Source organism: Defluviitalea phaphyphila (genome assembly GCF_001466305.1).
In the GTDB taxonomy this organism is placed as follows: domain Bacteria; phylum Bacillota; class Clostridia; order Lachnospirales; family Defluviitaleaceae; genus Defluviitalea_A; species Defluviitalea_A phaphyphila.
This window is the reverse complement of record NZ_JWID01000014.1, coordinates 21,320-40,373: the sequence shown is the minus strand read 5'-3', so window position 1 is coordinate 40,373 and position 19,054 is coordinate 21,320. Positions and strand designations below refer to the sequence as shown.

General features: G+C 28.4%; 19 protein-coding genes. 16 read left to right on the top strand and 3 right to left on the bottom strand.

The annotated features are described in order from the left end of the window. Window positions 1-200 precede the first annotated feature (200 nt). The 5 genes from OM90_RS09210 (at window position 201) to OM90_RS09190 (ending at window position 6,412) form a co-directional block, all read left to right on the top strand. The gene (locus tag OM90_RS09210) at window positions 201-2,042 is read left to right on the top strand and encodes a peptide ABC transporter substrate-binding protein (protein ID WP_058486599.1); all 1,842 of its coding nucleotides are present in this window, start codon (window positions 201-203) and stop codon (window positions 2,040-2,042) included. Between the two features lie 129 nt (window positions 2,043-2,171). Further along, the gene (locus tag OM90_RS09205; protein ID WP_058486598.1) at window positions 2,172-3,101 is read left to right on the top strand and encodes an ABC transporter permease; all 930 of its coding nucleotides are present in this window, start codon (window positions 2,172-2,174) and stop codon (window positions 3,099-3,101) included. Next, window positions 3,102-4,388: an ABC transporter permease gene (locus OM90_RS09200; protein ID WP_058486597.1), complete on the top strand. Its 1,287-nt coding sequence runs from the start codon at window positions 3,102-3,104 to the stop codon at window positions 4,386-4,388. A 12-nt stretch (window positions 4,389-4,400) separates the two neighbouring features. Next, on the top strand, window positions 4,401-5,411 hold the full coding sequence (locus OM90_RS09195) for an ABC transporter ATP-binding protein (protein WP_058486596.1): 1,011 nt from the start codon (window positions 4,401-4,403) through the stop codon (window positions 5,409-5,411). A gap of 17 nt (window positions 5,412-5,428) precedes the next feature. Then, entirely contained in the window at window positions 5,429-6,412 is a 984-nt protein-coding gene (locus OM90_RS09190; RefSeq protein ID WP_058486595.1) for an ABC transporter ATP-binding protein, read from the top strand. A 54-nt stretch (window positions 6,413-6,466) separates the two neighbouring features. On the opposite strand, the gene OM90_RS09185 is transcribed toward OM90_RS09190, so the two are convergent. Next, window positions 6,467-6,907 (bottom strand): hypothetical protein, encoded by a 441-nt coding sequence (locus OM90_RS09185; protein ID WP_058486594.1) that lies wholly within the window; start codon window positions 6,905-6,907, stop codon window positions 6,467-6,469. Window positions 6,908-7,076: 169 nt separating this feature from the next. On the opposite strand from OM90_RS09185, the gene OM90_RS09180 reads away from it, so the two are divergent. The 11 genes from OM90_RS09180 (at window position 7,077) to OM90_RS09130 (ending at window position 17,408) form a co-directional block, all read left to right on the top strand. Next, a complete protein-coding gene (locus tag OM90_RS09180) occupies window positions 7,077-7,283 on the top strand; it encodes an alpha/beta-type small acid-soluble spore protein (protein WP_058486593.1) in 207 nt (68 codons plus the stop codon). 136 nt (window positions 7,284-7,419) lie between these two features. Then, window positions 7,420-7,701: a DUF503 domain-containing protein gene (locus OM90_RS09175; RefSeq protein WP_058486592.1), complete on the top strand. Its 282-nt coding sequence runs from the start codon at window positions 7,420-7,422 to the stop codon at window positions 7,699-7,701. Between the two features lie 167 nt (window positions 7,702-7,868). Continuing rightward, complete coding sequence (gene tig, locus OM90_RS09170; protein WP_058486591.1) at window positions 7,869-9,155, top strand: trigger factor; 1,287 nt, start codon at window positions 7,869-7,871, stop codon at window positions 9,153-9,155. Window positions 9,156-9,178: 23 nt separating this feature from the next. Continuing rightward, a complete protein-coding gene (clpP, locus tag OM90_RS09165; protein WP_058486590.1) occupies window positions 9,179-9,763 on the top strand; it encodes an ATP-dependent Clp endopeptidase proteolytic subunit ClpP in 585 nt (194 codons plus the stop codon). 18 nt (window positions 9,764-9,781) lie between these two features. After that, entirely contained in the window at window positions 9,782-11,077 is a 1,296-nt protein-coding gene (gene clpX / locus OM90_RS09160; protein WP_058486589.1) for an ATP-dependent Clp protease ATP-binding subunit ClpX, read from the top strand. A 141-nt stretch (window positions 11,078-11,218) separates the two neighbouring features. Further along, window positions 11,219-12,892, top strand: a complete 1,674-nt coding sequence (gene lonB, locus OM90_RS09155; protein ID WP_242860885.1) for an ATP-dependent protease LonB — start codon at window positions 11,219-11,221, stop codon at window positions 12,890-12,892. Window positions 12,893-13,098: 206 nt separating this feature from the next. Beyond that, window positions 13,099-13,578: a GNAT family N-acetyltransferase gene (locus tag OM90_RS09150; protein WP_242860884.1), complete on the top strand. Its 480-nt coding sequence runs from the start codon at window positions 13,099-13,101 to the stop codon at window positions 13,576-13,578. A gap of 143 nt (window positions 13,579-13,721) precedes the next feature. Beyond that, window positions 13,722-16,040 carry an endopeptidase La gene (lon, locus tag OM90_RS09145; protein WP_058486587.1) on the top strand — a complete coding sequence of 773 codons (2,319 nt, stop codon included), beginning with the start codon at window positions 13,722-13,724 and terminating at the stop codon, window positions 16,038-16,040. Window positions 16,041-16,051: 11 nt separating this feature from the next. Continuing rightward, a complete protein-coding gene (gene yihA, locus OM90_RS09140; protein WP_058486586.1) occupies window positions 16,052-16,639 on the top strand; it encodes a ribosome biogenesis GTP-binding protein YihA/YsxC in 588 nt (195 codons plus the stop codon). Between the two features lie 107 nt (window positions 16,640-16,746). Continuing rightward, window positions 16,747-16,959, top strand: a complete 213-nt coding sequence (locus OM90_RS09135) for a PspC domain-containing protein (protein ID WP_058486585.1) — start codon at window positions 16,747-16,749, stop codon at window positions 16,957-16,959. A 206-nt stretch (window positions 16,960-17,165) separates the two neighbouring features. Next, a complete protein-coding gene (locus tag OM90_RS09130) occupies window positions 17,166-17,408 on the top strand; it encodes a hypothetical protein (RefSeq protein ID WP_058486584.1) in 243 nt (80 codons plus the stop codon). A 6-nt stretch (window positions 17,409-17,414) separates the two neighbouring features. Here the strand turns inward: OM90_RS09130 and OM90_RS09125 are convergent, their stop codons facing one another. Together OM90_RS09125 and OM90_RS09120 are read right to left on the bottom strand one after the other, a co-directional pair. Further along, on the bottom strand, window positions 17,415-17,945 hold the full coding sequence (locus OM90_RS09125) for a DUF4364 family protein (RefSeq protein ID WP_058486583.1): 531 nt from the start codon (window positions 17,943-17,945) through the stop codon (window positions 17,415-17,417). A gap of 50 nt (window positions 17,946-17,995) precedes the next feature. Continuing rightward, a complete protein-coding gene (locus OM90_RS09120; RefSeq protein WP_058486582.1) occupies window positions 17,996-18,931 on the bottom strand; it encodes a TIGR01212 family radical SAM protein in 936 nt (311 codons plus the stop codon). Window positions 18,932-19,054: the final 123 nt, after the last annotated feature.

Sequence of the window (19,054 nt, the reverse complement as noted above, 5' to 3'; positions counted from 1 at the left end):
CTAAATCATACATGATTTCTCACTATGGTTGTCAATTATTTTTTTATATTTTTTTATCTGTTGCATTTAATTTTACAACGAACCAAAATAAAATATTTTGATAGGAAATAAATTATAAATTGCAAAATACTAAATTTAGTGGTATACTATACTTTGTTTTTTGCTAGTTTTAAATAATACTTAAAGAGGAGGATTTAATAATGAGTTTTAAAAAATTATGGGCTATGATCTTAGCTGTTGTAATGATTGGAGGAGTAGCTTTAACAGGCTGTGGAGCTAAAGATGAAGATGAAGGCACTGTTGGAGAAGCTCAAGAACAATCAGAACAACAAGAAGAACAAAATACAGAATTTGAAGGAGAAAAGGTTTTAGATTATTATTTATCTTCTGAACCTCAAACTTTAGACCCTCAACAAATGTGGGGACAACCAGACCTTTTTGTAGAAAATATGTTTATGGAAGGTTTATTAAGATTTGGTAAGGATGACTCTAGTTTAGAGCCAGGAGTTGCTAAAGGATATACTTATGATGAAGCAACTAACACTTATACTTTTGAATTAAGAGAAGATGCAAAATGGGCTGATGGAACTCCTGTCACAGCAGATGATTTCTTTTTTGCATGGAGAAATGCCATTGATACTTCTGGAGCATATAGCTTCCTAATATATGAATATATTGAAGGAGCAGACGAATATGCAGCATATGATAAAAGTGCTTTCTTAACAGAAAAAGATCCTAGTTTTGCTGATCTTAGTGAAGAAGAACAAGATGCTCGTATAGAAAATATGACAGAAGAAGAATTAAATGAATTCCAAGCTAAAAAGGACGAGCTTTGGAACAATGTAAAAGCTGTAGCAGAAGGAAATAACATTAAAATCACTGTTGGTGTTCCTGCACCATATTTCCCAAGTTTAACAGCATTTGCTGTATATGCACCAGCAAGAGAAGATTTTTATAATGAAAAAATGGCATCAAATGAATATGGTATTGAGGCAACAGGACTTATGGGTAATGGTCCTTGGAAAGTTGAAGAATGGGCTCACAATGATTACTTTAAATTAGTTAAAAATGAGAATTATTGGAATAAGGATAATATAAATATAGATGTAATTAACTTAAAAATTGTTGATAATGTAGAAACAAGAACTAACCTTTTAAAAACAGGAAAATTAGACGGTTCAGCAATTCAGGCTAATGATGTACCTGATTTTGAAGATATGGCTACATTAAATGAATTAAATTTACAACCACTTATTAATCGTCCTGATTTTGCTGTGTTCTATACAGAATTTAATCATAATGATCCTATTATGTCTAACGCAAATATTCGTAAAGCTATAATGTATGCTATGGATAGAACTAGCTTTGTTGAAAAAATAAATATAGGGGATGAACCAGCTTTAGCTGTTATTCCAAAACTTTTCCCAGGGCTTGAAAAAACTTTCCGTGAAGAAAATGGAATGGAACTATTTGAAGATAATAATAAAGAAAAAGCTAAGGAATATTTAGAAGCAGGACTTGAAGAACTTGGAATGACAGAACTTCCAGCTATTGATTTCCTAATTGGAGATTCAGACATAGAACAAAAAATAGCTGAAAAATTCCAAGCTGACTGGAAGGAAATTGGAATTAATGTAAATCTTATTCCACTACCATGGGGAGAAAGATTATCAAGACTTCAAAGTGGCGATTTTGCTATGTCAAGTTCTGGATGGGGTCCAGACTACCCAGATGCGATGACTTTCTTAGATTTATTCCAAACTGGAAATCCTAATAATAGTGGTGGATATAGTAATCCAGATTATGATAAATTAATTGAAGCAGCTAAAACAGAAACAGACCCTGCTAAACGTATTCAATATATGTATGATGCAGAAAAAATTCTTATAGAAGATGCAGTTATAGCACCACAATATTTTAGAAATGTTCATTTTACTTTTAAAAACTATGTGTCTGGAGTTGTAATAAGAGGAGTAGGTTCTACTACTGATTTCTATTGGGCAGATATTGACATGGCTGCAAAAAATGCAGAACAAGAATAAATATATTTACTAACCAAATACCAGAGAAAGGTATATGTATATACATATACCTTTCTTAATATGAAAAATTTTTTTGATTTTAATGAAATTTAAAACTTTTAAAATTATATTACAGATAGGAGGGGAAATATGCTTAGATATATTATTAAAAGACTTCTTATGGCAGTTGCTACCCTATGGGTTATATCAACTCTTACATTTATTTTAATGCATGCACTTCCCAATGACCCTTTCACAGATCCTAAATTAAAGCCAGAAGTAAAACAAGCTTTAAGGGAAAAATATGGATTAGACAAACCTCTTAGTGAACAATATGTAATTTATATGAAAAATTTAATAAAAGGGGATTTAGGAACTTCTATGAAATATCCAGGGCGTTCTGTAAAAGATATGATTAAAACAAGTTTTCCTAAGTCTTTTTCCCTTGGATGGAGAGCTTTAGTTATTGCACTTGTATTTGGATTGCTTTTAGGAGTTATTGCAGCTCTTAATCACCAAAAAACCTGGGATTATTTATCTATTTTTATTGCTATTATTGGAGTATCCATACCATCTATTATTTTAGGACCAATTTTAGCATATTTTTTTGGAGTAAAACTAGGATGGTTTCCCGTGACTGTAGATAAGACTCAATTATCTCTTGTTCTTCCATCACTTACTCTTGGTTTAAGTTCTTTAGCTACAATTTCTAGATTAATGAGAACGACTACTTTAGAAGTTTTAGGGCAAGATTATATTAGTACAGCTAAATCAAAGGGATTATCCAAAGTTCAAATTGTATGGAAGCATGTACTAAGAAATGCTATTATGCCTATAATTACAATTTTAGGGCCTTTATTTGCTGCTCTTATTACAGGGTCTATTGTTGTTGAGAAAATTTTTGCTGTTGCAGGGTTGGGAGAATATTTTGTATCAACTATTTGGGAAAAAGATTATCCTATGATTATGGGAATCACCATTTTTTATGCTACATTAATTATTCTTTCAATGTTAGCAGTAGATCTTGCATATGGCTTTATTGACCCAAGACTTAGAGTATCGAAGAAAGGAGGGAAATAAATGGAAAATATACAGTTAGATAAGAATGATTTTAAACATGTGGGGAAAAATTTACAAGCATCTCAAGAAATAAAAAGACCTAGTTTATCCTATTGGAAAGATGCATATAGAAGATTAAAGAAAAATAAAGTAGCTATGGCATCATTTTGGATTTTAATTATACTAATAATAATGTCTTTAGTAGGACCTATTATAACAAAATCTTTATATGGTTATACCTATGAAAAGCAAAATTTATTAGAACAAAATCAAGTGACAATTATGAGTAATGCTAGAAGTATTTCGCTTTTGTCCAATGATGTTTTTGAATATGAAAAGTATACATCTAATTATCGTAAAACTGAAATAACTTTTAAAAATGTAAAACTTAAATCTACAGGAGAAATAAGTTTTAAAATTGGTAAGGAATCAGAAGAATCTTGGCAAGGAGATAAAAAGGAATATATACTTACTGTGGATGTAGTTAGTACAGATACATGGAGTAGTATTATTGATAAATTAAATGCTGAAGGAGAAAAGATTTTAGCTGATGACCCAGATTTTAGGGGAATTAGTTTTAAAAAGAAAGGTTCTAGTCTTATTGTAGAAACTAAAGGAGAAAAATGGTTTAATTCTAAACATTGGTTTGGTACAGATGAATTTGGAAGAGATTTATTTACTCGCCTTTGGGAAGGTGGTAGAATATCTTTCTTTATTGCATTTATATCAGTATTTGTGACATCTATTTTTGGAATATTCTATGGAGGAATTTCAGGTTATTTAGGAGGAAGAATCGACGACATTTTAATGCGTATAATTGAAGTGTTAATGACAGTACCTGATATGCTTTATACCATATTATTATTAACATTTATGGACCCAGGAATAAAACCTATTATGATAGTTCTTATTGCAACGGGATGGATGGGAACAGCCCGTATTGTTAGGGGAGAAGTAATGAGACTTAAACATTCAGAATATGTTATAGCTGCACAAACCTTAGGAGCTGATGCAAAAAGGATAATTTTAAAACATCTTATTCCTAATACTATGGGACCTATTATTGTTAATATGACTATGATGATTCCAAAAATGATTTTTGCTGAAGCATTTTTAAGTTTTATAGGATTAGGAGTTCCTGTCCCTTATGCTTCTTGGGGAGTTCTTGCAAATCAGGGAGCTAAGATTTTTAGACAATTTCCACATCAATTATTAATACCAGCAATTGCTATTAGTTTAACTATGTTTGCTTTTAATTTATTAGGAGATGGATTAAGAGATGCTCTTGACCCAAGACTTAGAAAGTAGGAGGTGATATTTGTGAAAAAAATACTAGAAGTTAAAAATTTAGAAGTATCTTTTGATACCTACGCTGGAGAAGTACAAGCTGTAAGAGATGTATCTTTTGATTTATATGAAGGACAAACCTTAGCTATTGTAGGAGAATCAGGTTCTGGGAAATCAGTAACAGCCAAATCTATTATGAGATTAAATCCAGAACCTCCAGTTAGATATAAAGGCGGGCAAATATTGCTTAATGGAGAAAATATATTAGAAAAAAAAGAAAAAGAGATGCAAAAAATAAGAGGAAGTCATATAGGAATGATTTTCCAAGATCCTATGACGTCTTTAAACCCAACTATGACGGTGGGGAAACAGATTATGGAAGGTTTAAAAAAACATCAAAAAGTAAAGGGAAAAGAAGCAAAAGAAATAGCTTTAAAAATGCTTCGTATGGTTCAAATCCCCAATCCTGAAAAGAGGTTCAATGAATATCCTCATCAGTTTTCAGGAGGAATGAGGCAAAGAGCTATGATAGCTATTGCATTAGTATGTAATCCTCAGATATTAATTGCTGATGAACCAACAACAGCATTAGATGTAACTATTCAAGCTCAAATATTAGATTTGATGAAAGATTTGCAAAACAAGATAAAAACATCAATAATATTAATCACTCATGATTTAGGAGTTGTAGCAGACGCAGCTCAAAGAATAGTAGTTATGTATGGAGGTAAGATAGTAGAGCATGGAACTACAGATCAAATTTTTTATGAGTCTAGACATCCTTATACATGGGGATTATTAAAATCAGTTCCTAGATTAGATATTAAAAAAGAAAATAGTAGATTAGATTCTATTGAAGGAACTCCTCCTGATTTATTTTCTCCACCAAAAGGATGTCCTTTTGCAGATAGATGTGAATATGCTATGGAAATTTGTAAAAAAAGAATGCCTCCACAGTTTGAAGTAGGGAAAAATCATTATTCTGCTTGTTGGCTTAATCATGAACAAGCTCCTAAAGTAGAAAATCCAATAAAAAGGGCTTAAAAGAGGAGGTGAAATAAATGAGTAAAAATAAAGAAGTTTTGGTTAAAGTAAGAAATTTAAAAAAGTATTTTGAAGTAGATAAAAATGTTTATTTAAAAGCAGTTGATGATATTTCTTTTGATATATATAGGGGAGAGACTTTAGGATTAGTTGGAGAATCTGGTTGTGGTAAGTCAACTACAGGGAGAACTATTATTAATATATATAAAGCAGATGGTGGAAGTGTAGAATTTGATGGAATAGATATATATAAATTAAAAGGAAAACAAAAGAAAGAATTTACAAAGAGGGCTCAAATGATTTTTCAAGACCCTTATGCTTCTTTAAATCCTAGAATGTTAGTATCTAATATTATAGCAGAAGGAATAGATGTCCATAATTTATTAAAAGGAGAAGAAAGGAAAAAACGTATTCAAGAACTTCTTGAATTAGTAGGGTTAAATAAAGAACATGCTAATAGATTTCCTCATGAATTTAGTGGTGGTCAAAGACAAAGAATAGGAATTGCTAGGGCTCTTGCAGTAAATCCTGAATTTATTGTATGTGATGAACCTATTTCTGCTTTAGATGTATCCATTCAAGCACAGGTTGTAAATTTATTGGAAGATTTACAAAAGAAAATGGGGCTTACTTATTTATTTATAGCCCATGATTTATCAATGGTAAGATATATATCTGATAGAATAGCTGTAATGTACTTAGGATCTATGATGGAACTAGCAGATAGTGATGAATTATATGAAAATACATTACATCCTTATACTAAAGCACTTTTATCTGCAATTCCTATTCCAGATCCAAAAGTACAAAGAGAAAGACAAAGAATTGTTTTAAAAGGGGATGTACCAAGTCCTATTAATCCACCTAAAGGGTGTAAATTTGCAGATCGTTGTTCTATGGCAACAGAGAAATGTAAAATGGAAAGACCAAATTTTGAGGAAGTAAAACCAGGACATTATGTTGCTTGTCATTACTGGAGAGAAGTAGAAAAACAAAAGTAAAAAAAAGCTTGCCTAAAAATTATTAAGGCAAGCTTTTTTTTAAATAATATTTTATTATATAAAAATTTGAATAGGGATATACTCAAATAGTTTTTTTATATTATTAGATGTAATTTTATCTATGTTAGATTTTTTACAAGCTATCTTTACTTTTTCAGGATTAAGTTGATATATGTAAGAAATATCTTCTATAGAATAAGTAGTTTTACTTCCTGTTTTTAATTGTCTTTGTAAAAGACCACATATATAACTATTCCCTTCAACCATAATAATGAAAAAAGAAGCAGGATTAATAACATCAATATTATTTTTTAACATGATGTTTTTTATTTCTTCTTCTTTAATATTTAAAAGTTCTGAAGTAATATGTATATTTAATTGGTCTGGGGAACTTTTTAAAAACAAATCAATTTTTTTAAGTTTTTCTTCGATGTTTGTTTCGTAAATTTGTAAGAATGTGCCATTATAGAATTGACGAGGCTGTGATGAAGCCATTATATTGTCCTCCTTATAAAATAAAGCATTTATTGTTATATTATTATATCAAAAGTTAATTATTTTTTCATATGTAATAGTTGGTATAGAAAACTTAGGATTTAATTACCAATAAAAATTCTAATATATTTTACAAAAAGAGACATAATACTATTATGGAGGTGATAAAATGGCATATAACAATAAAAAACAAGCAAAAGCAGCTTTAGAACAATTTAAATATGAAGTTGCTAATGAAATTGGAGTACCTTTAAAACAAGGTTATAATGGAGATTTAACATCTGCTCAGAATGGATCAGTTGGAGGATATATGGTTAAAAAAATGATTGAAAGACAAGAACAGCAGATGGCAGGAAATGCGAATCCTATGAAATAATGTTAAAATAAAAAGATGACATTTTGTCATCTTTTTATTTTACTAATTATGCTATAAAAATAATTATAATAGTTGCTTTATATTTAAATTTAGAATATTATAATATAAAATATAATTATAAATTAGGAGTAAACATATGATTGTAGGAACTTGTAAAGTTTATTTTAGAGCTCCTTGGGTAACTTCATTAAAGGACAAGAGAATGATTTTAAAAAGCATTATTAGTAAAGTAAAAAACAAATTTAATGTTTCCATTGCAGAAATAGAAATGCAGGATGTTCATCATAATGGTGCTATAGGATTTGCTTGTGTTACTACAAATATTCATCATGCAGATCAAATTATTCAAAATGTAATTAATTTTATTGAAAATAATATAGAAGGAGAGGTTTATGATATAAAAATAGAAATAATTTGATACCTTGACGTTATTTTTTTAATTAGATATAATGTTTCAAGTGGATTTTAATTTTTTTATATAGTATAATATTAGAATGGATATTTGCATAATATACTATTGATTTTAAATGATATGTACGAAATAAGTTGTACATAAATTATAATAACGCTCAAGGAGGACAAATAATGAGTTCACAATTAGAAAGGTTAGAAGATAATCAAGTTAAATTAACAATTGAAGTTCCAGCAGAAAAATTTGAAGAAGGAATGAAATATGCTTTTAATAAAAATAAAAAACATATTTCTATTCCAGGTTTCCGTAAAGGTAAAGCACCAAGAATGCTTATCGAGAAAACTTATGGACCAGAAATTTTTTATGAAGATGCAATCAACTTTGTACTTCCTGAAGCTTATGAGGCAGCTGTATCTGAACATGATTTAGAAGTAGTATCTAAACCTGAATTTGATGTAGAAAAAGTAGAAAAAGGACAGGATTTAATAATTACTGCACTTGTAACAGTAAAACCGGAAGTTAAGTTAGGACAATATAAAGAAATAGTAGTTCCTAAAACTAACATTGAAGTAAAAGAGGAAGAAATCGAAGAGCAATTAAAGCAAGAACAAAATAAGAATGCTCGTGTTATTACAGTAACAGACCGTCCAATAAAAAAAGATGATGAAGTTGTAATTGATTTTGAAGGATTTATAGATGGAGAAGCATTTGAAGGTGGAAAAGGAGTAGATTATTCGCTCAAAATAGGATCTAACACTTTTATAGATAATTTTGAAGAACAATTAATAGGAGCAAAAACAGGAGATAAGCTAGAAGTTAATGTTACTTTTCCAGAAGATTATCATAAAAAGGAATTAGCAGGGAAACCAGCAATGTTTAAAGTAGAAATCAAAGAAATAAAAGAAAGAGAACTTCCAGAATTAGATGATGAATTTGCAAAAGATGTATCTGAATTTGAGACATTAGATGAATATAAACAAGATATTAAGTCAAAACTTTTAGAGCAGAAAGAAAAAATAGCTAAGTCAGAAAAGGAAAGAAATGTACTCGAAAAAATTATTGAAAATGCAGAAATGAATGTACCAGAAGTTATGATAGAAAATCAAATAGAACAAATGGTACAAGATTTTAGCATGAGAATGAGATATCAAGGACTTTCTATAGAGCAATACCTTCAAATAACTGGGAAAACTGTTGAAGGATTTAAAGAAAATTTCCGTTCAGATGCAGAATTTCAAGTTAAAGCAAGGTTAGTATTAGAACAAATTGTTAATACTGAGAATATAGATATAACTGATGAAGAACTAGAAGATGAATTAAAGAAAATGGCAGAACAATATAAAATGGAATTAGATAAGTTAAAGAGTACAATAGGAGAATCTGAAAAAGAAGCTATAAGAGAAGACCTTAAGATTAGAAAAGCTGTTGATTTAGTAGTAAATAGTGCAAAAGAAGAATAATAAAAGTGTGAGGAGGGTATCATATGAGTTTAGTACCAGTAGTTGTGGAACAAACTAATAGGGGAGAAAGGTCCTATGATATTTATTCTAGGCTTTTAAAGGATAGAATTATTTTTCTTGGAGAAGAGATAAATGATGTTACTGCTAATTTAGTTGTTGCTCAGCTTTTGTTTTTAGAAGCAGAAGACCCTGATAAAGATATTAGTTTATATATTAATAGTCCAGGAGGATCTATAACAGCTGGGATGGCTATTTATGATACTATGAATTATATTAAGCCAGATGTATCTACTATTTGCATAGGTATGGCTGCTAGTATGGGAGCTTTTCTACTTAGTGGAGGCGCAAAAGGAAAAAGGTTTGCTGTTCCTAATGCAGAAGTAATGATTCATCAACCTTTAGGTGGAGCAAGAGGTCAAGCAACAGATATTCAAATTCATGCAGAACATATTATGAAAATTAAAAAAAGAATGAATAAAATGTTAAGTGAAAATACAGGGCAACCTTTAGAAAAAATTGAAAAAGATGTGGAAAGAGATTATTTTATGTCTGCACAAGAAGCAAAAGAATATGGAATAATCGATGATGTTATTGCCGCTAGAAAGTAAATGATAGGGAGTGAGTGAATGGCTGGTAGATATGAAGATAAAAAACAGCTTAAGTGTTCATTCTGTGGTAAGACTCAAGAAACAGTAAGAAGGTTAATTGCAGGTCCAGGAGTATATATATGTGATGAATGTATAGAACTCTGCTCTGAGATAATAGAAGAAGAATTTGGGGACATTCCAGAGCCTAGTGAAATGTCAAATCTTCCCAAGCCAAAAGAAATAAAAGCTATATTAGATGAATATGTAATAGGTCAAGATAAAGCTAAAAAAGCTTTGTCAGTTGCAGTATATAATCATTATAAAAGAATATTTTCAGATGAACATTATGATAATGTAGAATTACAAAAAAGTAATATTTTAATGCTTGGGCCAACAGGTTCAGGAAAAACATTATTAGCTCAAACTTTAGCTAAAATGTTAAATGTTCCTTTTGCTATAGCAGATGCTACATCTTTAACAGAAGCAGGTTATGTAGGTGAAGATGTAGAAAATATTCTTCTTAAACTTATTCAAGCAGCAGATTATGATATAGAAAGAGCAGAACAAGGAATTATATACATTGATGAAATTGATAAAATAGCTCGTAAATCAGATAATCCTTCTATTACTAGAGATGTAAGTGGAGAAGGAGTACAGCAGGCACTTCTTAAAATTTTAGAGGGAACTGTAGCTTCTGTACCTCCTCAAGGTGGAAGAAAACATCCTCATCAAGAATTTATTCAAATTGATACTACTAATATTTTGTTTATTTGTGGTGGAGCTTTTGATGGAATAGAAAAAATTATTGAAAAAAGAATAGGAACAAAAGGAATGGGATTTGGCTCAGAAATAAAAAGTAAAAAGGAGAAAAATTTAGGAGAAATATTAGATAAACTTCTTCCACAAGACTTACTTAAATTTGGGCTTATTCCAGAATTCATAGGGCGTATTCCAGTTATTGTTACTTTAAATAATTTGGATGAAAAAGCTCTTATAGAAATTTTAACTAAGCCAAAAAATGCTCTTATTAAACAATATAAGAAATTATTTGAAATGGATGATGTTATTCTTGAATTTGAAGAAGAAGCTCTTGAGCTAATTGCTAAAAAAGCAATTGAACGTGAGACAGGGGCTAGAGGATTAAGAGCGATAATAGAAGAAATTATGACAGACGTAATGTATGAGATTCCATCTACACAAAACGTAGAAAAGTGTATTATTACAAAAGATACGGTAGAATTAAAAAGTATGCCAGAATTAATTATTAATGAAAATAAAAAACCCATAAAAAAAACAAGGAAAAAAAGGACTAAAAGAGGAGAAACAGCTTCATAAAGATTAGTGTAATTGTATATTAAAGAGCGCATTTTGCGCTCTTTTTATTATTGTAAAATTATTTTAGTTATTGTAATAAAAACCTTTTAAATGCACATACTATATCTAAACACCTTGAACGTATGATAGGAGGATATGTTTGTGAATCATATTTTAATCATTATTCAATTTATATTTACTATTATCATAGGAATTTATTTCTTTACTCTCTTAAAAACTCAGCAAACAACAAAAATATCGATAAGTAAAGAATCTAAAAAGGAATTAGAAAAATTAAAAAAACTTAGAGCAATTCATTTATCGGAACCTTTATCTGAAAAGACAAGACCTAATTCTTTTGAAGAAATAATTGGACAAGATGAAGGATTAAAAGCTTTAAAAGCTGCATTATGTGGTCCTAATCCACAACATGTAATAATATATGGCCCACCGGGGGTCGGAAAGACAGCTGCCGCTAGGGTTGTATTAGAAGAAGCTAAAAAAATGGCAATATCACCTTTTAAATCCAATGCTCGTTTTATAGAAATAGATGCTACAACTTTAAGATTTGATGAAAGAGGTATTGCAGATCCACTTATAGGTTCAGTTCATGACCCTATTTATCAAGGGGCAGGAGCTTATGGGAGTGCAGGGATTCCACAACCTAAACCGGGAGCAGTAACGAAAGCTCATGGAGGGGTACTATTCATTGATGAGATAGGGGAACTCCATCCAATTCAAATGAATAAATTATTAAAAGTTTTAGAAGATAGAAAAGTATATTTTGATAGTTCTTATTATTCTCTTGAAGATTCTAATATACCAGCCCATATACATGATATTTTTCAAAATGGGTTGCCAGCAGACTTTAGATTAATCGGTGCTACAACAAGAACTCCAGAAGAAATTCCCCCAGCCATTCGTTCGAGATGTACAGAAATATTTTTTCAACCTCTTAATAAAGAAGATGTAGCAAAAATAATAAAAAATGCTGCTAAAAAAGGAAATTTTATTTTGGATAAAGGAGTAGTAGATATCATAACTAATTATGCTGCTAATGGACGAGATGCAGTTAATATAGTTCAAACAGCAGGATGTATAGCTACTATTGAAAATAGAAAAGAAATTACTATAAAAGATATAGAATGGGTAATTGAATTTGGACAATATAGTAAGAGAATAGATAAAAAAATTTCTTATGAAAAGACAATAGGATGTGTAAATGGACTTGCAGTATATGGTATTAGAATGGGAGCACTTCTTCAGATAGAAGTCATTGCTAATAAAGCAGAAGAAAAAGGAAAGGGGACATTAACTGTAACTGGAATAATTGAAGAAGAAGAATTTAATAAGAATAATGGAAAAATGAAAAGAAGAAGTACTGCTAAAGGATCTATAGAAAATGTCTTAACTTCAATAAAAAGTATATTGAATATTCAATACAAAGATTATGATATCCATATCAATTTTCCGGGAGGAATACCTGTTGATGGACCATCAGCTGGTACAGCAATATTTACTGCTGTATATTCTGCAATAATGAAAATACCAATATCAAATAAAATAGCCATAACCGGAGAAATTTCTATTCGTGGAAATGTTCATCCTGTAGGAGGAATATATGCAAAAATAAATGCTGCAAAAGCAGCAGGAATTGAAAAAGTTATTATTCCACAGGATAATTGGCAAGAAACTTTTAAAGATTATAAGATAAATATTGTACCTGTAAAGACTGTAGAAGAATTATTAAACGAGGTTTTTGAAGAACATAGTATTGATATTGTACAAAATAAAAATGCAACATCTAAAGTATTAACAGCACAAGGATATAAATAATTTAAAAGATTTAATGCAATAAAATAGTTAATTTAATCAAATTAATATTATTTTTTAATTTTATATTGAGAAAATAATTTTAAATATGATATAATTTTATCATATCGACAGATATGTAAAGATTTACTTGTATAAAATATTAAGCCAATGGATTTTTAACACCATTGGTTTTTGAAATGTTTTTTAAAATAGGGTGGGGTTGTAAAATGATAATTGAAAAAGCCCAAGTAAAAGATTTAGCGGAAATTCTTTTATTACAAAAACAAGCTTATATGAGTGAAGCAGAAATTTACCGTAATCATCATATATTACCATTAGAGGAAACATTAGATGAAATAGAAAAAGAATTTTCTACATATCTTTTTTTGAAAGCTATTATAAATGGAGTTATAATTGGTTCTGTAAGAGCTTATAAAGAAGGAGATACTTGTTATATAGGAAGGCTTGTAGTACATCCTAAATTTCAAAGACAAGGAATAGGAACAAAGTTAATATATGAAGTGGAAAAAATATTTAAAGAATGTTCTAGATTTGAAATTTTTATAGGACATAAAAGTCAGCGAAATATAAATTTATATAAAAAATTAGGATATATGGAATATAAAACCGTAGAAATTAATAAAGAATTAAAATATATTTACATGCAGAAGTTAAACTATAATGTTATAGAAAAATCATTTAATTAAAGAACGGTTTAAAAGCTGTTCTTTTTTATTTACAATTAAATTACAAAAATTATAATTATATTAATTTATACAGAAATCATTTGACAATCTATGACAAAATAAGCATAATTACAATAGACACAATATATTTGAGGTGACTTATTATGAAAAAATGTGAAAAAAATATATTGCAATTACCTTTAATAGCACTGAGAGGATTTAGTGTATTTCCTAATATGATCTTACATTTCGATGTAGCTCGTCCAAAATCAATAAAAGCTTTAGAAAAATCAATGATAGAAGACCAAGAAATATTTTTAGTAGCTCAAAAAAAAGTTGATATAGAAGAACCGGAGATAAAAGATTTATATGAAGTAGGAACTATTTCTACTATTAAACAAATATTAAAATTACCAAATGGAATAATTAGAGTATTAGTTGAAGGAAGAACCAGAGGGAAAATAATTTCTTTTGAAGAAGAAAAATCCTATTTTTTAGTAAATATAGAAGAATATTTAGAAGAAGAAAATGATAATATAAAAAATGAAGCTCTTTTAAGAATAGGAGTAGAAACTTTTGAAGAATATGCTAAGATTAATAATAGAATTTCAACAGATACTATTAGAAATATAATTTCCATGGAAAGCCCTGGGAAAATGGCAGATGCAATTGCTTCTAATATTCAATTAAAATTAGAAAATAAGCAAGAAATTTTAAATGTTTTTAATGAAGAGGAAAGACTTTTTAAAGTTATTAATATTTTAAAATCTGAAATAGAAATTTTAAATACTCAAAAAGAAATAATGAAAAAAGTTAAAGAAAATATTGATAAAAACCAAAAAGAATATTATCTTAGGGAACAATTAAAAATTATTCAAAATGAATTAGGAGATAAAGATGGAATACAAGGAGAAGTTAATGAATATAGAAATAAATTAAATAAAATTAATCCTCCTATAGAGGTCAAAGAAAAAGTAGAAAAAGAATTACAAAGAATGTTAAAAATTCCTTTATCTTCTGCAGAAAGTTCGGTTGTTAGAAATTATATAGAATGGATATTAGATTTACCTTGGAATAAAGAAACAAATAATATAAAAAGAGCAAAAAAAATATTAGAAAAAGATCATTATGGTTTAGAAAAAGTAAAAGAAAGAATATTAGAATTTTTATCAATAAGGCAAATAGCTCCTAAACTAAATAGTCCTATTCTTTGTTTAGTAGGTCCTCCTGGAGTTGGTAAAACATCTATAGCTAGTTCTATAGCAAAAGCTCTAAATCGTAATTATGTAAGAATTTCATTAGGAGGAGTAAAAGATGAAGCGGAAATAAGAGGACATAGAAGAACTTATGTAGGAGCGATGCCTGGAAGAATTATACAGGGATTAAAACAAGCTAAAACGAAAAATCCTCTTATGTTATTAGATGAAGTAGATAAAATGAATTCTGATTTTAGAGGAGACCCTACAGCAGCATTATTAGAAGTGTTAGATGGAGAACAAAATTATGCTTTTAGAGACCATTTTATAGAACTTCCTTTTGATTTATCAAATGTATTATTTTTAGCTACAGCAAATACTTTAGATACTATTCCAAGGCCTCTTTTAGATAGGATGGAAGTGATTAATATATCAAGTTACACAGAAGAAGAAAAGTTTCATATAGCATATAATCATTTGATAGAAAAACAATTAAAAAAACATGGTATGACAAAGTCTCAACTACGTATTGATAAAAAAGCAATAAAAGATATAATTACTTATTATACAAAAGAAGCTGGAGTAAGGAAATTAGAGAGATTCATAGGAGAATTATGTAGAAAAGCTGCAAAAGAAATTCTTGAAAAAAAGAAAAAACAAGTTAGAATTACACAAAATAATCTAGAAAAATATTTAGGACCTAAAAAATACCGATTAAATAAAATAATAGAAAAACCAGAAATAGGAGTTGCAAGGGGATTAGCATGGACACCTGTAGGAGGAGATACTCTTTCTATAGAGGTTAATATAATGAAAGGAAATGGTAAATTAGAACTTACAGGTCAATTAGGAGATGTTATGAAAGAATCTGCAAAAGCAGCAATAAGTTATATTCGTTCGAAAGCAGAAAAATTTAAAATTTCTTCGGATTTTTATAAAGATACAGACATTCATATTCATATACCTGAAGGAGCTGTTCCAAAGGATGGTCCTTCTGCAGGAATTACCATGGCAACAGCTATGATTTCGGCTCTCACGAATATAGCTGTAAAAAATGATGTAGGAATGACAGGAGAAATAACTATAAGAGGAAGAGTTCTTCCAATTGGAGGATTAAAAGAAAAAATTTTAGCAGCTAAATCAGCAGGTATAAAAAAAGTAATTATTCCATTAGAAAATGAAAAAGATCTTAATGAACTAGAAGATTCAATAAAAGAAAATATGGAATTTATTTTAGTAAAATCAATGGAAGAAGTTTTAAAACATGCTCTACTCTATAAAAAATAAGGAGTGTTTACATGGAAGTTAATAATGTAACATTAGAAGCAGTATGTGGAAATGTTAATCAATTTCCACAAAGTAATTTAAATGAAATAGCTTTTGTTGGAAAATCTAATGTAGGGAAATCTTCATTAATAAATACTCTAATTAATAGAAAATCTTTAGCAAGAACCAGTTCTCAACCTGGAAAAACTCAAACAATTAATTTTTATAATATAGAAGATAAATTATATTTTGTTGATTTACCGGGATATGGTTTTGCAAAAGTTTCTAAAAGAGAAAGAGAAAGATGGGGTAAATTTATAGAAACTTATTTAACTACAAGAAATCAGCTAAAACAAATTGTATTGTTAGTAGATATAAGACATGAGCCTAACAATAATGATAAGATGATGTATAATTGGATTTGTCATTATAAATTCGATGTAATAGTAGTAGCTACTAAATTAGATAAAATTAAAAAGAGTCAAATCCAAAAGCATATATCTATTATACGTAAAAAACTAGAAATGGATTCTAATCATATGATAATTCCATTTTCTGCTCAAACTAAACAGGGGAAAGAAGAAATATGGAAAAATTTCGAACGATGGGTTATTAATTAGAAAAACGCTCAAAAAAATGTTTTAGCAAATAAACTTTTATTAAAATAGAACGTATATATAAAAAATAAAGTATATTATAATAAATAATCAAAAGGAGGAGAGTTTTATTGCAGAAAAAATTATATTTATCTAATACAGATAAAAAAATTGCAGGAGTTTGTGGAGGAATTGCGGAGTATTTTAATGTTGATTCCACAGTTGTTAGGATAATGTGGGTATTATTTAGCATTATAGGAGGAATGGGAATAATAGGAATTTTAGTTTATATTGCTTTTTGGGCTATAATACCATTAGATGATGAATATAGAGATTTAAGATAAATAATAAAATCCAAAGCTTATAAGTACAAGCTTTGGATTTTATTATTTTGAATAAATTGTAGGTTTATTAAATAACTTTTATCAGAAACTTGGCAGGAATAAAAAAATAAAATTGTAATATAAACTTAATATTGTATTAATATGGTTATAATAGTAATAGTATATATTATTTGTATTATATTAACATATATTAGGGAGGATTCAAAATGGAAATGGAAAAAAAAATAATTTCTAAATATATAGAGTTAGATGACCAAGATTTATTAAATGAAATAAATAGATTAAAGGAAGATTTAAAAAATACTAAAAAATGGTTAAAAGAATTAGAAGAAGAAAAGAGAACAGTTGAATATACGCATAAAAAAATTGCTAAATTGGCTCTTGGATTTACCCGTGAAAAATATGAAATGCTTATTCAAGAAGCTCAACGAAGAGGGCTTTTTAATTAAAATTAATTATGAATTTTTAGTTAAATCGGATAAAATAGAGCTATATAATTTTGGTGCATTTTTTTTCCAATTATCACAAATTAATTTTGCTTGTTTTTTTGAAGCTACATTAATTTGCAAGTTCATTAAAATAGTGTCATTTTCTTTTACTTTGCAGTAAACCATATATTCATTTGATTTTTCAGGAATATATTCAGAAATAATTTCTAGTTCTTTTTTTATATTTTGGCGATTTTTTTGTATGTATTCGTCTATTTCTAATCTAATATTTTCTGGAATACGAGAAGAAAAATATTCTAACGCCATTATACCTTTATTAGTAATAATATAACGAGTAGTATGATTTTCTTGGTATTTATTTATTAAATCTGCATTTACTAATTCTGTTAAGTATTGTTGAAGAGAGAAATAATCAGTATAAGTTTTTTCCATAATAAACTGAGTTATTTGTGCATGGGATAAAGGCATTTTTATTTTAGAAATGAGGTATAAAAGTATAAGTTTATTTATAGCTAATTCATTTGAAGATTGGAACACCAAAATCCCTCCTTTGTTTACAGGTAATAAATTTATTTTATACTAAAAAATCATTTAGTACAAGAAATTGAAAAAAATTTACCTTGCCAAGTATTTCTTAATTTAAAAGTTTTATGTATTTCATTTAATACAGCCCGTTTATTTTTACTCCAAGTAGGAGCTACAAGAATATTTTTAGAACCATCTCCAGTTATTCTATGAATAACGATAGAAGGAGAAAGTATTTCTAAACAATCAATCACTAAATTAACATATTCTTTCATTTCAAGGATATGAAATGGATTTTTTTTATAGATTGAATGCAGAGGAGTATTTTTTAAAACATGAAGAAGATGAAGTTTAATTCCTTGTATTGGCATATTATTTATATATTTAATAGAATCAAGCATATCATTTTTATTTTCTCCAGGGAGCCCTAATATTAAATGTACTACAACTTCAATTTTTCTTTTGAAAAGATTATTAACCGCATCTTCAAAACAAGAAAGAGAATATCCTCTATTAATTAATGATGCTGTAGTTTCATGAATGGACTGAAGGCCTAATTCCACCCAAAGATAAGTTTTTTTATTAATTTCTTCCAATAAATCCAAAACAGAATTATCTAAGCAGTCAGGACGAGTAGCAATAGCTATTCCGACTACACCCGGTATAGATAGAGCTTCTTCATATTTTTTTCTAAGTTCTTTTATAGGAGCATATGTATTAGTGAAAGCTTGAAAGTAGGCAATATATTTTCCGGAAGGCCATTTTTTTTCTAAAAGTTTTCTACCTTTTATAAATTGTTCTGTAATAGAAAGATGAGAAGGAGGAGTAAAATCACCAGACCCTCTTTCACTACAAAAAATACATCCTTTTTCAGATATAGTTCCATCTCTATTAGGGCAGGTAAATCCACCATCTAATGAAATTTTAAAAACTTTTTGTCCAAATTTTTGACGAAGATAAAAATCTAAAGAGTAATAAGGTTTATTTCCCCATTTCATATAAAAACTCCATTCTTAAAATATATTTATTATAGTAAAACTTTATTAAAAAAAGGTCAATAAGATAAATAAATATAATTAGTATTGTTAATACTATTTATAAGCAATGAATAAAGGAGTATA

Excerpts from the sequence above, each read along its gene's own strand:
- OM90_RS09210 (WP_058486599.1), top strand. The coding sequence starts at position 201 with ATGAGTTTTAAAAAATTATGGGCTATGATCTTAGCTGTTGTAATGATT.
- OM90_RS09205 (WP_058486598.1), top strand. The coding sequence starts at position 2,172 with ATGCTTAGATATATTATTAAAAGACTTCTTATGGCAGTTGCTACCCTA.
- OM90_RS09200 (WP_058486597.1), top strand. The coding sequence starts at position 3,102 with ATGGAAAATATACAGTTAGATAAGAATGATTTTAAACATGTGGGGAAA.
- OM90_RS09190 (WP_058486595.1), top strand. The coding sequence starts at position 5,429 with ATGAGTAAAAATAAAGAAGTTTTGGTTAAAGTAAGAAATTTAAAAAAG.
- OM90_RS09185 (WP_058486594.1), bottom strand. The coding sequence starts at position 6,907 with ATGGCTTCATCACAGCCTCGTCAATTCTATAATGGCACATTCTTACAA.
- OM90_RS09180 (WP_058486593.1), top strand. The coding sequence starts at position 7,077 with ATGGCATATAACAATAAAAAACAAGCAAAAGCAGCTTTAGAACAATTT.
- OM90_RS09175 (WP_058486592.1), top strand. The coding sequence starts at position 7,420 with ATGATTGTAGGAACTTGTAAAGTTTATTTTAGAGCTCCTTGGGTAACT.
- tig (WP_058486591.1), top strand. The coding sequence starts at position 7,869 with ATGAGTTCACAATTAGAAAGGTTAGAAGATAATCAAGTTAAATTAACA.
- clpP (WP_058486590.1), top strand. The coding sequence starts at position 9,179 with ATGAGTTTAGTACCAGTAGTTGTGGAACAAACTAATAGGGGAGAAAGG.
- clpX (WP_058486589.1), top strand. The coding sequence starts at position 9,782 with ATGGCTGGTAGATATGAAGATAAAAAACAGCTTAAGTGTTCATTCTGT.
- OM90_RS09150 (WP_242860884.1), top strand. The coding sequence starts at position 13,099 with ATGATAATTGAAAAAGCCCAAGTAAAAGATTTAGCGGAAATTCTTTTA.
- lon (WP_058486587.1), top strand. The coding sequence starts at position 13,722 with ATGAAAAAATGTGAAAAAAATATATTGCAATTACCTTTAATAGCACTG.
- yihA (WP_058486586.1), top strand. The coding sequence starts at position 16,052 with ATGGAAGTTAATAATGTAACATTAGAAGCAGTATGTGGAAATGTTAAT.
- OM90_RS09130 (WP_058486584.1), top strand. The coding sequence starts at position 17,166 with ATGGAAATGGAAAAAAAAATAATTTCTAAATATATAGAGTTAGATGAC.
- OM90_RS09120 (WP_058486582.1), bottom strand. The coding sequence starts at position 18,931 with ATGAAATGGGGAAATAAACCTTATTACTCTTTAGATTTTTATCTTCGT.